This window comes from Streptomyces sp. R28, assembly GCF_041052385.1.
Taxonomy (GTDB): domain Bacteria; phylum Actinomycetota; class Actinomycetes; order Streptomycetales; family Streptomycetaceae; genus Streptomyces.
The window spans coordinates 8,011,850-8,025,883 of sequence record NZ_CP163439.1; the positions used below are offsets into that span (position 1 = coordinate 8,011,850).

General features: G+C 71.6%; 1 protein-coding gene. It reads left to right on the forward strand.

Features of this window, described 5'->3' with window-relative positions:
* Positions 1 to 3: 3 nt before the first annotated feature.
* Entirely contained in the window at positions 4 to 14,022 is a 14,019-nt protein-coding gene (locus AB5J49_RS35665; protein WP_369172971.1) for a type I polyketide synthase, read from the forward strand.
* The last annotated feature ends 12 nt before the right edge of the window (positions 14,023 to 14,034 follow it).

Genomic DNA, 14,034 nt, shown 5'->3' on the forward strand with positions numbered 1-14,034 from the left:
CTGATGGCGAACGAGGACAAGCTCCGCGACTACCTCCGGCGGGTGACCGCCGAGCTCCACGAGACGAGCGAGCGACTGCGTGCCGTGGAGGAGAAGGACCGCGAGCCGATCGCGATCGTGGCGATGAGCTGCCGCTACCCCGGCGACGTCAGTTCCCCCGAGGAGCTGTGGGAGCTGGCGGCTGCGGGCCGGGACGGGATCACGGAGTTCCCCGCGGACCGCGGTTGGGACGTCGACTCCCTTTACGACCCGGAGATGCGGCGCCCCAACACGTCGTACACCCGAGAGGGCGGGTTCCTGCACGACGCGGGCGACTTCGACGCCGAGCTGTTCAAGATCTCGCCGCGCGAGGCGCTGGCGATGGACCCGCAGCAGCGGCTGCTCCTCGAAGCGACCTGGGAGGCCATCGAGCGGGGCGGGATCGACCCGCTGTCGCTGCGCGGCAGCCGGACGGGCGTGTTCGCCGGGGTGATGTACCACAATCACGCGGCGAGCCTCGGGGCGGTGCCCGAGGGCGTGGACGGCTTCCTGGGCACCGGCACCGCGAGCAGCGTGGTGACCGGCCGGGTGGCGTACACGCTGGGCCTTGAGGGTCCCGCGGTGACGGTGGACACGGCGTGCTCGTCGTCCCTGGTCTCCCTGCACCTGGCGATGCAGTCGCTGCGGTCGGGCGAATGCGCCATGGCGCTCGCGGGCGGGGTCACGGTGATGACGACGCCGGCGACGTTCATCGACTTCAGCAAGCAGCGAGGTCTCGCCGCGAACGGCCGCTGCAAGGCGTTCGCGGACGCGGCGGACGGCACCGGCTGGGGAGAGGGCGTCGGGATGCTGCTCCTGGAGCGCCTCTCGGACGCCCGCCGCAACGGCCACCAAGTGCTCGCGGTCGTCCGTGGTTCGGCCGCGAACCAGGACGGCGCGAGCAACGGCCTGACCGCCCCCAACGGTCCCTCGCAACAGCGCGTCATCCGACAGGCATTGGCCAACGCCGGTCTGTCGGCGGCGGACGTCGATGCCGTGGAGGCGCACGGTACGGGTACGACGCTCGGTGACCCGATCGAGGCGCAGGCGCTGCTGGCGACCTACGGCCAGGAACGGACCGGCGAACGCCCTCTGTGGCTGGGCTCGTTGAAGTCGAACATCGGCCACACCCAGGCCGCCGCGGGCGTGGCGGGTGTGATCAAGATGGTCATGGCGATGCGGCACGGTGTACTGCCGCGGACCCTGCATGTGGATGAGCCGTCCTCGCACGTGGACTGGTCAGCGGGGGCTGTTGAGCTGCTGAAGGAGTCGGTGGCGTGGCCGAAGACGGGTGCGCCGCGTCGTGCGGGCGTCTCGTCGTTCGGCATCAGCGGCACCAACGCCCACGTGATCCTTGAGCAGGCGCCCGCGGAGAGCGCCACCGAGGAGCGCGCGGCGAACGGAGGCGGGACCGCCCGGGAAGCGGGCCCCCTGGCGCCGGTGACGAGCGACGTCCTGCCGTGGGTGCTGTCCGGCAAGTCGCCGGAGGCCGTCGCCGGCCAGGCCTCGCGGATGCTGGCGTACCTGGAGGACCGTCCGGAGTCCGAACCGGCGGCACCCGCCGACGTGGCCTGGTCCCTGTCGACGACGCGGGCTCAGCTGGAGCACCGCGTGGCCGTGATCGCGGAGCGGCAGGCGGACTTCCGGGCCGGCCTGATGGCCTTGGCGCAGGGCGGCTCGGCTCCCGGTGTGGTGCGCGCAGTGGCGGGCCGGGAGACCCGGCCTGTGTTCGTGTTCCCTGGCCAGGGCGCGCAGTGGACGGGCATGGCGGCCGGTCTCCTCGAGTCCTCGCCGGTGTTCGCGGCGCGGCTGACCGAGTGCGGTGCGGCGCTGGCTCCGTACGTGGACTGGTCGTTGCTGGACGTGGTGCGGGGGGCGCAGGGCGCGCCGTCGTCGGACCGCGTGGACGTCATGCAGCCGGTGCTGTGGGCGATCATGGTGTCGCTGGCCGAGGTATGGCGGTCGGTGGGTGTGCTGCCGGGCGCTGTGCTGGGCCATTCGCAGGGCGAGATCGCGGCCGCCGTGGTGGCGGGCGGCCTGTCGCTGGAGGACGGGGCGCGGCTGGTGGCGCTGCGGCGCCGGGTGACGCTGCCGCTGTCGGGCCGTGGCGGGATGACGTCGGTGGCACGGGACGCGGACTGGGTCGCCGAGCGCGTGGCACGGTACGGGTCGCGGCTGTCCGTGGCTGCGGTGAACGGGCCGGGCTCGGCGGTGGTCTCCGGCGACCTGGACGCCCTGGAGGAGTGGGAGGGCGAGTGCGCGGCGGCCGGCGTGCGGACGCGGCGCATCCCCATGGACTACGCCTCCCACTCGGCGCAGATCGACGGCGTGCGGGAGGAGTTGGCGCAGGCGCTGACGGGGCTCGCTCCCCGGTCCGCGACGGTGCCGTTCTACTCGACGCTGACGGGCGGGCCGCTGGACACGGTGGAGCTCGGCGCGGACTACTGGTTCAGGAACCTGCGGTCGAGAGTCGAGTTCGAGGCGGCTACGCGCGCCGCGCTCGCGGCGGGGCACCGGGTGTTCGTCGAGGTGAGCCCGCACGCCGTCCTCGGCTTCGGGCTGCAGGAGACGTTCGACGCGCTGGGCAGTGACGCCGTGGCGCTGGGTACGTTGCGCCGGGGCGAGGACGAGACCCGCAGGCTGCTCGTCTCCCTCGCCGAGGCATGGGCGCACGGCGTGGAGGTCGACTGGCGCGCCGTGCTCGCGGGGACAGGGCCGCGCCGTGTCGTGGACCTGCCCACGTACGCCTTCCAGCACCGCCGCTACTGGCTCGACGCGGTGAGCAGACCGCACAGCACCGACCCCGCCGAGCCCGCCGGACGAGCAACGGCAGGCGCGGCCCCCGAGGACGGCACGTTCTGGGCGGCGGTCGAGAGCGAGGACCTGGAGGCGCTCACCCGGACGCTGGCGGTGGACACGGAACAGTCCTTCGCCGCCGCGCTGCCCGCCCTCGCCGCGTGGCGGCAGCAGCGCACGGCCCTCGCCACGATCGACGCCTGGCGCTACCGAGTGACGTGGCAGCGGATCGCCGAGTCCGCCGGGGCAGCGGTCCTCTCCGGGACCTGCCTTGTGATCGCTCCGGAGCCCGACGGCTCGGGCGAGGAGGAGCACGCCGCGGAGCACGTCGCTGGGTACGCCGCGGGCATCGAGCAATACGTACAGCAGTGCGTCAGCGCGCTCGCCCCTGCCGACGTCCGAGTCGTGCGGGTCGGGCCCGGACACGACAGCGAGGCGCTCGCCGCACGGATACGCAACGCGCTCGCGGACGCCGACGGCAGCGACGGCACGCTCGGCACCGCCGACGACGGGGCAGCGGTGGCCGGCATCTTGTCGTTGCTCGCCCTGGACACAAGCGCCCACCCCGACGCGGACGCGGTACCCGCCGGCTTCGCGAGCACCCTCACCCTCGTGAAGGCCCTCGGCCACACTGAGGAGAAGGCCCTCCACGAGGCCCTCCAGAAGGCCCCACTGTGGATCGCGACCCGCGGAGCCGCCTCGGTCGGGCGCACCGACCAGGTGACCGATCCGACGCAGGCCCTGCTCTGGGGCCTGGGCGGCGTGATCAGTGCCGAACACCCCCAGCTCTGGGGCGGCCTGGTCGACCTCCCGGCCGAACTGGACCGGCGGGCGGCGCACCGCCTGCGCCGGGTCCTCGCCGCAGCCGACGGCGAGGACCAGCTGGCCGTCCGCACCACAGGCCTGCACGCCCGCCGACTGGTGCACGCCCCGCACCGCCCCGGACTCGGCCCCGCCCAGCCGGGCCCGGACGCGGCGGACCCCACGGCCACGGCGTGGACACCGCCGCGCGGCACCGCACTGATCACCGGCGGGACCGGCGCGCTCGGCGCCCATGTCGCCCGCTGGCTCGCCGACCAGGGCTGCGAGCACCTCCTGCTCGTCAGCAGGCGCGGCCAGGACGCCCCCGGGGCCCAGGCCCTCGCGACGGAACTGGGCGCCAAGGGCAGCAAGGTCACCCTGGCCGCCTGCGACGCGGGCGACCGGAACGCGCTGGCCGAACTGCTCGCGTCGGTCCCGGCCGAGCTGCCCCTGACAGCGGTCTTCCACAGCGCGGCGCTCCTGGACGACGGACTGCTCGACACGCTGACCACCGGCCAACTCGACCGTGCCCTGCGGGCCAAGGTTCGGGCCGCCGTGAACCTGCACGAACTCACCCGTGACCTCGGCACCGACCTCTCCGCCTTCGTCCTCTTCTCCTCCGTCGCCGGTGTACTCGGCGGCGCGGGCCAGGGGAACTACGCCCCGGCCAACGCGTTCCTCGACGCCCTGGCCCAGCACCGCAGGGCCCACGGCCTGACGGCCACCTCGCTCCAGTGGGGCCACTGGCGGGGCAGCGGCCTCGGCGAGGGCCAGGAGGAGCGGTTCGCGCGCACCGGGGTTGGCGCGATGGACCCCGAACTCGCCCTCATGGCATTGCGGCAGGCGCTCCAGGACGACGAGACCACCCTCGCCGTCGCGGACGTCCGCTGGGAACGGCCGGCCGAACGAGGCAGGACACGACGGCCCAACCCCCTCCTGCGCGAACTGCCGGAACTCCGCGACACCGCCCAGGACACCGCCCCCGGCCGGCCCGAGGCGGAGACCGACCGCCACTCGGCGCTCTCCTCCAGACTGCACGGCATGTCCGACCAGGACGGCCTGCGCCTCGTCCTGGACGTGGTCCGCAGCGAGGCCGCGGCGCTCCTCGGCCACGCGTCCCGGGAAGGAGTGCCACCGGACAGGGCGTTCCTGGACCTCGGATTCAGCTCCGTGAGCGCGGTGGAACTGCGCAACCGGCTCGACGCGGTGTCCGAGCTGAGCCTGCCGACGACTCTCGTGTACGACCACCCGTCCCCGGAGTCGCTGGCGCGCCACCTCTGGTCGGAACTGACGGAGAACGGCGACAACAGGCCTTCTCCGTACGGTTCGGAAGGCGCGGGCGGTTCAGCTGGTTCAGACGGTTCGCATGGCGACCCGATCGTCGTCGTCGGCATGAGCTGCCGGTTCCCCGGCGGCGTGGGATCGGCGGAAGAGCTGTGGGAGCTGCTGGCCACCGGAGCGGACGGAGTCACCGGACTCCCCGAGAACCGCGGCTGGGACCTCGCGTCCCTCTACGACCCGAACCCCGAAGGCGTGGGCACGTCGTACACGCGCGAGGGCGGATTCCTCCACGACGCCACGGACTTCGACGCCGAGTTCTTCGGTATCTCGCCACGCGAAGCCCTGGCCATGGACCCCCAGCAGCGCCTGTTCCTCGAAGCGACCTGGGAGGCCATCGAACGGGCCGGCATCGACCCGACGTCGCTGCGCGGCAGCCGTACGGGAGTCTTCGCCGGCACCAACGGCCAGGACTACGCCCACCTGATGGACACCGCGAGCGAGTCCACCGCCGGCTACGGCGCCACGGGCAGCTCGGCCAGCGTCCTGTCCGGCCGCGTGTCGTACGCGTTGGGCCTTGAGGGCCCGGCGGTGACGGTGGATACGGCGTGCTCGTCGTCGCTGGTCGCGCTGCACTGGGCGATCCAGGCGCTGCGCTCGGGCGAGTGCACGATGGCGCTGGCCGGTGGTGTGACGGTGATGTCCACCCCCGGAGCGTTCATCGAGTTCTCCCGCCAGGGCGGCCTGGCTCCCGACGGCCGTTGCAAGGCGTTCGCCGAGTCGGCGGACGGCACGGCCTGGGGCGAGGGCGTGGGCGTGCTCCTGGTGGAGCGCCTGTCCGATGCGCGGCGCCTTGGGCATGGGGTGCTTGCCGTGGTGCGGGGCAGTGCGGTGAATCAGGATGGCGCGTCGAATGGTCTGACGGCTCCGAATGGTCCGTCGCAGCAGCGTGTCATCCGGGCGGCGTTGGCTAGTGCGGGTCTGCAGGCGTCGCAGGTGGACGCGGTGGAGGCGCATGGTACGGGTACGACGCTGGGTGACCCGATCGAGGCGCAGGCGTTGCTCGCGACGTATGGCCAGGGCCGTCCGGAGGGGCGTCCGCTGTGGCTGGGTTCGGTGAAGTCGAACATTGGTCACACGCAGGCGGCTGCGGGTGTCGCCGGGATCATCAAGATGGTCATGGCGATGCGGCACGGTGTGTTGCCGCGGACGCTGCATGTGGACGAGCCGACGCCTCAGGTCGACTGGTCGGCGGGGGCGGTTGAGCTGCTGGCGGAGTCGGTGGCGTGGCCGGAGACGGGTGAGCCGCGGCGTGCGGGTGTCTCGTCGTTCGGTATCAGCGGTACGAACGCGCACGTGATCGTGGAGCAGGCGCCGGAGGTGGAGGAGCCGGAGCCGGTTGTGGATCCGGTGGCGTTGCCGGTGGTGCCGTGGGTGGTGTCGGCGAAGTCCGAGGAGGCTTTGGCGGGGCAGGTGGAGCGGCTGAGGTCGTTCGTCGCCGAGCGTCCCGAACTGTCTCCCGTGGATGTCGGTTTCTCGCTGGCTACGACGCGTGCGGTGCTGGAGCACCGGGCGGTGCTGATCGGCGGCGAGCAGGTGGCCGAGGGTTCGGTGTCGCCAGGCAAGGCGGGTGTGCTGTTCTCAGGCCAAGGATCACAACGGGCCGGTATGGGGCGGGAGTTGTACGAGGCGTATCCCGTCTTCGCGGACGCGTTCGACGCGGTGTGTGCGGAGCTGGACCGTCACTTGGACCAGTCCCTGCGTGAGGTCGTCTTCGACGGTGGTGAGCTGTTGGATCAGACGCAGTTCACGCAGGCGGGTCTGTTCGCGCTTGAGGTGGCGCTGTTTGAGCTGGTGACGTCGTGGGGTGTGAAGCCGGACTATCTGCTGGGCCACTCGATCGGTGAGTTGTCGGCTGCGTACGTCGCCGGTGTGCTGTCGCTGGAGGATGCGGCGGAGCTGGTGGCGGCGCGGGGTCGTCTGATGCAGGCGCTTCCGGCCGGCGGGGCGATGGTGTCGTTGCAGGCGGCGGAGGACGAGGTCGTTCCGCTGCTGGGCGACGGCGTGTCCATCGCCGCGCTCAACGGCCCGCGCTCCACGGTGATTTCGGGCGACGAGGACGCGGTGCTTGCCATTGCCGCCCACTTCGAGGCCGCGGGCCGTAAGACCAAGCGCCTGCGCGTGAGCCACGCGTTCCACTCGCCGCGTATGGACGCGATGCTCGACGACTTCCGTGCGGTGGCGCAGGGGTTGACCTTCAACGCTCCGCAGCTGTCGATCGTCTCGGATGTGACGGGCGAGGTCCTGTCGGCGGAGGAGATCCAGGACCCGGAGTACTGGGTCCGCCACGTCCGCGAAGCCGTCCGTTTCCTGGACGGCATCCGCACCCTGGAAGCGGAAGGCGTGACCGCGTTCTTGGAGCTGGGTCCGGATGGCGTGCTGTCCGCGATGGCGCAGGACTGCGTCACGTCCGGCTCCGGCTCCGATAGCGGTGAGCTCGCCTTCGTGCCCGTTCTGCGTAAGAACCGCGAGGAGCCGGAGACCCTGCTCACCGCCCTCGCTCAACTCCACGTACGCGGCAAGGCAGTTGACTGGTCGGCCTACTTCTCCGGAGCCGGAGCCGGAGCCGGAGCCGGAGCCGGTGTCGGTGCCCGTCGTGTCGACCTGCCCACCTACGCCTTCCAGCGCGAGCGCTTCTGGCCGGAGAGCGTGGCGCTGTCGATGTCGTCTTCTGCCGACGCCTGGCGTTACCGGACGGAGTGGGAGCCGGTGCCGGGCTTGGGCGGCGAAGGACTGTCCGGGCGGTGGCTGGTGGTGGCGCCGTCGGCGTGTCCGGGTCATCCGGTGGTTGCGGGGATACGTGCGTGTGGCGGGGAGGTTGTGGAGTGGCTGGTTGATGGTGGTGAGGTGAGCCGTGAGGCGCTCGCTGCGCGGCTGGCCGGGCAGGGTGGCGACTTTGCCGGTGTGGTGTCGTTGCTGGCTCTGGGTGGCCGGGAGGACATGGCGCTGGGGACGTTGTCCCTGGTTCAGGCGTTGGGTGACGCGGACTGGTCGGTGCCGCTGTGGTGCCTGACGCGGGGTGCCGTGGTGGTGGGGCCGGAGGACGGTTCGGTGGATGCGGTGCAGGCTCAGGTGTGGGGTCTGGGTCGGGTGGCCGCGCTGGAACATCCGGATCGGTGGGGTGGGTTGGTCGATCTGCCTGTGGCGGTGGACGAGGCGGCGCTTGGGCTGCTGTGCGGTGTCCTGTCCGGTACCGGTGTCAGTGCGGCTGGTGAGGATCAGCTGGCGGTGCGTGCGTCGGGTGTGTATGGGCGGCGTCTGGTGCGTGCGTCTGTCAACAGCCGTGTGGTGGCGGGTGGTTGGTCGCTGCGTGGGACGGTGTTGGTGACGGGTGGTACTGGTGCGTTGGGTGGGCATGTTGCTCGCTGGGCGGCTGGTAGTGGTGCTGAGCGGCTTGTGCTTACCAGTCGTCGTGGGCTGGGGGCTCCGGGTGCGGTCGAGTTGGTGGCCGAGCTGGAGGCGTTGGGTGTGGCGGTCGAGGTCGTCGTATGCGACGTGAGCGACCGGAAGGCGCTGGAAGCGCTGGTGGAGGGGCTGAAGGAGGCTGGCACCCCCGTCCGCTCCGTCGTCCACACCGCCGGTGTCAACAAGCTCATCGCTCTCGACGAGACGGGAGCGGACGACTACGCCGAGGTGCTGCGGGCGAAGGTGGCAGGGGCCGCCCACCTCGACGCTCTGTTCGGAGACTCGGACGATGGCGAGGAGCTGGACGCCTTCGTGCTGTTCTCGTCGATCGCCGGTGTGTGGGGGAGCGGTGGCCAGGCCGCCTATGCCGCGGCCAACGCCCCCCTCGACGCCCTCGCCCAGGACCGGCGAGCTCGTGGTCTGACCGCGACCTCCGTCAGCTGGGGGCCGTGGGCCGACGGCGGCATGGTCGAGGGGGAGGCTGCGGAGCACCTGAACCGCCGTGGCCTGTCCGCGATGTCTCCGGTCAGGGCGATCGACGGCCTGCGGCGGGCGCTCGCCGAGGGCGACACCCACGTCACGGTGGCCGATGTCGACTGGACGCGGTTCGTGGCGGCGTTCACCGCACTCCGCCCGAGTACTCTCCTCGGCGATCTGGCCGACGACCACGACCACGACCGTGACCACGACCGCGACCGAGATGCGGCCGGCGGTACGTATGCCGACGCCGAGCAGTCCGCGCTGCGGACGAGGCTCCTCGGCGTGACGGGCGCCGAACGGGACACGGTCCTGCTCGACCTCGTCCGGCGGCAGGTCGCGGCCGTACTGGGGCACGCGAACACAGCCAAGGTGTCCGCGGACCGGGCTTTCAAGGAGCTGGGGTTCGACTCCCTGACCGCCGTGGAGCTGAGGAACGGCCTGCGCAAGGAGACCGGCCTCGAACTCGCCACCACCCTCGTCTTCGACTGCCCGAACCCCAAGGCCCTTGCAGACCATCTTCGTTCGCGGATCTTCGGGGACAGCGCGGCGCCTGTCGGGGAGGTGCTCCCCGCGGCCACGGTGACCCAGCCGAACGACCCGATCGCGATCGTCGGCATGAGCTGCCGCCTGCCCGGCGGCGTCCGCTCCCCGGAGGACCTCTGGTCGCTCCTGGCAGCCGGGAACGACGGGATCACCGGGTTCCCGGTCGACCGCGGCTGGGTGACGGACCCAGCGGCCTCGTTCGTTCGCTCGGGCGGATTCCTGCATGACGCGGGAGAGTTCGACGCCGACTTCTTCGGGATCTCGCCGCGTGAGGCGCTGGCGATGGACCCGCAGCAGCGCCTGCTCCTCGAAACGGCGTGGCAGGCGTTCGAGCGCGCCGGCATCGACCCGACGTCGGTGCGCGGGAGCCAGGTCGCGGTCTTCGCGGGAGCGGCGAGCCAGGGCTACGCGTCCGGCCCGAACTCCGGTGAAGAGGAGGGTCTGGGCGGCCACCTGCTGACCGGCAACGCGACGAGCGTGCTCTCGGGCCGGATCTCGTACGCCTTCGGCCTCGAAGGCCCGGCGATGACGGTGGACACGGCGTGCTCGTCGTCCCTGGTCGCCCTGCACCTCGCAGCTCAGGCCCTGCGCGCGGGGGAGTGCTCCATGGCGCTGGTCGGCGGCGTGACGGTGATGGCCACCCCCGTGACGTTCTCCGAATTCTCCCGGCAGGGCGGCCTGGCCGGAGACGGCCGCTGCAAGTCCTTCGCGGAGGCGGCGGACGGCACGGGCTGGTCCGAGGGCGTCGGCATGCTCCTGGTGGAGCGCCTTTCCGACGCGCGGCGCCTGGGGCACGAGGTACTGGCGGTCGTCCGCGGTTCCGCGGTGAACCAGGACGGCGCGTCCAACGGCCTGACCGCCCCCAACGGGCCCGCGCAGCAGCGCGTCATCCGTCAGGCCCTCGCGAACGCCGGCCTGTCGGTGGCTGACGTCGATGCCGTGGAGGCGCACGGCACGGGCACCGCACTGGGCGACCCGATCGAGGCGCAGGCGCTGCTGGCGACCTACGGCCAGGAACGGACCGGCGAACACCCGCTGTGGCTGGGTTCGCTGAAGTCGAACATCGGGCACACCCAGGCTGCCGCCGGCGTCGCCGGGATCATCAAGATGGTCATGGCGATGCGCGAGGGCGTATTGCCGCGAACGCTGCATGTGGACGAGCCGTCCTCGCACGTGGACTGGTCGGCCGGGGCCGTCGAGCTGCTCACGGAGCTGGTGGCGTGGCCGGAGACGGGCGAGCCGCGCCGTGCGGGCGTCTCGTCGTTCGGCGTCAGCGGCACGAACGCCCACGTGATCGTGGAGCAGGCGCCGGAGGCGGAAGAGCCGCAGCCGGCCGAGGCTTCGGTTACGTTGCCGGTGGTGCCCTGGGTGGTGTCGGCGAAGTCCGATGAGGCCCTGTCGGTGCAGGTGGAGCGGCTGCGGACGTTCGTCGCCGAGCACCCCGAGGCGACCCCGGTGGATGTCGGCTTCTCGCTGGCGACGACGCGTGCGGCGCTGGAGCAGCGTGCGGTGCTGATCGGCGAGCGGACAGTGCGGGGCGTTGCCTCCGAGGGCAGGACCGGTGTGCTGTTCTCGGGGCAGGGGTCGCAGCGGGTCGGTATGGGGCGTGAACTCCACGCGGCCTTCCCGGTGTTCGCGGATGCATTTGATGCGGTGTGTGCGGAGCTGGACCGTCACTTGGACCAGTCCCTTCGCGAGGTCGTCTTCGAGGGGGGTGAGCTACTCGATCAGACGCAGTTCACGCAGGCGGGTCTCTTCGCGCTTGAGGTGGCGCTGTTTGAGTTGGTGACGTCGTGGGGTGTGAAGCCGGACTTCCTGCTCGGGCACTCGATCGGTGAGCTGTCGGCTGCGTACGTCGCCGGCGTGCTGTCTCTCGAAGGCGCTGCTGCTCTCGTGGCGGCGCGGGGTCGTCTGATGCAGGCGCTCCCGACGGACGGGGCGATGGTGTCGCTGCAGGCGTCGGAGGACGAGGTCCTGCCGCTGCTGGTCGAGGGTGTGTCCGTTGCTGCCCTCAACGGCCTGCGCTCCACGGTGATTTCGGGCGACGAGGCGGAGGTCCTCCGGATCGCCGCGCACTTCCAGGCCGAGGGTCGCAAGACCAAGCGGCTGCGGGTCAGCCACGCCTTCCACTCGCCGCGTATGGACGCGATGCTCGACGACTTCCGTGCTGTGGCGCAGGGGTTGACTTTCAACGCTCCGCAGCTGTCGATCGTCTCGGACGTGACGGGCGAGGTCCTGTCGGCCGAGGAGATCCAGGACCCGGAGTACTGGGTCCGCCATGTCCGTGAAGCCGTCCGTTTCCTGGACGGCGTCCGCACCCTGGAGTCCGCGGGCGTGACCGCGTTCCTGGAGCTCGGCCCGGACGGCGTCCTTTCCGCGATGGCCCAGGACTGCGTCACGTCCGGCTCCGGTCCCGATGACGATGAGCTCACCTTCGTACCCGCCCTGCGCAAGAACCGCGAGGAGCCGGAGAGCCTGCTCACCGCCCTCGCTGAACTCCACGTACGCGGCAAGCAAGTTGACTGGTCGGCGTACTACTCCGGCACGCGTGCCCGCCGCGTGGATCTGCCCACCTACGCCTTCCAACGCGAGCACTACTGGCTCAAGGAGCCGTCCTCGCTCCGTGCGGGAGGCGTGGACTCCTGGCGCTACCAGGTGACGTGGAAGCCGACGGAACACGGCGCGGCCGAGGCCGTGCCCGGGCAGTGGGTCGTGGTGTGCCGGGACGCCGATGTCGATCACCTGGTGGTCTCCGCTCTGCTGTCACGCGGCGCCGACGTGGTGGTCGTGCCGGTGGGCGCCGGCGACGTGGTCGACCGCGAGGCATTGGGCGCGCGGGTGGCGGGGCTCTCCGGTGAGGTCCGCGTGGTATCGCTGCTGGGGCCGGGGGAGACCGAGCCAGGGCTGGCGGTGCTGTCGCTGGTGCAGGCGTTGGACGACTTGGCGGTGTCGGGGCCGTTGTGGTGTGTGACGCGGGGTGCCGTGGTGGTGGGGCCGGAGGACGGTCTGGTGGATGCGGTGCAGGCTCAGGTGTGGGGTCTGGGTCGGGTGGCCGCGCTGGAACATCCGGATCGGTGGGGTGGGTTGGTCGATCTGCCTGTGGCGGTGGACGAGGCGGCGCTTGGGCTGCTGTGCGGTGTCCTGTCCGGTACCGGTCTCGGTGCGGCTGGTGAGGATCAGCTGGCGGTGCGTGCGTCGGGTGTGTATGGGCGGCGTCTGGTGCGTGCGTCTGTCAACAGCCGTGTGGTGGCGGGTGGTTGGGCGCTGCGTGGGACGGTGTTGGTGACGGGTGGTACTGGTGCGTTGGGTGGGCATGTTGCTCGCTGGGCGGCTGGTAGTGGTGCTGAGCGGCTTGTGCTTACCAGTCGTCGTGGGCTGGCGGCTCCGGGTGCGGTCGAGTTGGTGGCCGAGCTGGAGGCGTTGGGTGCGGCGGTCGAGGTCGTCGTATGCGACGTGAGCGACCGGAAGGCGCTGGAAGCGCTGGTGGAGGGGCTGAAGGAGGCCGGTACGCCGGTCCGCTCCGTCGTTCACACCGCCGGCCTCGGACAGGTGACGGCGCTTTCCGACATGGGCGCCGAGGAGTTCGCCGAGGTGCTGCGGGCGAAGGTGGAAGGCGCCACCCACCTCGACGCCCTGTTCGGTGACGCGAGCGATGGCGGGGACCTGGACGCCTTCGTGCTGTTCTCCTCGATCTCCGCCGTCTGGGGCAGCGGCGGCCAGGCCGCCTATGCCGCGGCCAACGCCCACCTCGACGCCCTCGCCCAGGACCGGCGAGCTCGTGGCCTGACCGCGACCTCCGTCAGCTGGGGGCCCTGGGCCGACGGCGGCATGGCTGAAGGGACCAGCGGAGAACTGAGCAGGCGTGGTCTCTCCGTGATGGCACCGGAGGCGGCCATCGGCGCGCTCCACCAGGCGTTGGCGGACGACGCGACGCTCCTCACGGTCGCGGACGTGGATTGGCAGCGGTTCGCCCCCGCCTTCACGGTACGCCGGCCCAGTCCGCTCCTCGGCGAACTGGCCGACGTACAAAAGGTTCTGGAGCGGGACCACGACGACGCGGACGGCGGCCGTGGCGGCGACGCGGCGGCCGAGCTGCGCGCACGGCTCGCGCAGGCCAACGAGTCGCAGCAGAACCGTATCCTCCTGGAGCTGGTGCGCACGGAGGCGGCGGACGTGCTGGGGCACGCGACGGCGGACGCGGTCCGGCCGCGGCGTGGCTTCGTCGAGCTGGGCTTCGACTCGCTCATGGCGGTCGAGGTGCGCAACCGGCTGGCGCGGCACACCGGGTTGCGACTGTCCACCACCCTGCTCTTCGACTTCCCTTCCCCTGCCGCGCTGGCGCAGCACCTGCGTGCCGAGCTCGCGCAGGACCTCTCGGCGGAGGCATCGACCTCGGTCGCCGCCGTACTCAACGAACTGGAGCGGATGCTCTCCGGCCTGTCCACGGATGACGTCGACGGCGTGGACATCACAGAGCGGCTGCAGGGCCTGCTGACGACGTGGAGCGGCGCACAGGTCCGCATGACGTCGCCGCTGCCCGAAGCGGGCGAGCCCGCGGCCGCGGCGATGGACTCCGACCTCGAGTCGGCGACATCGGACGAGATGTTCGACCTCATCCAACGCGAGTTCGGGAAGTTCTGACCGGAACCCGTG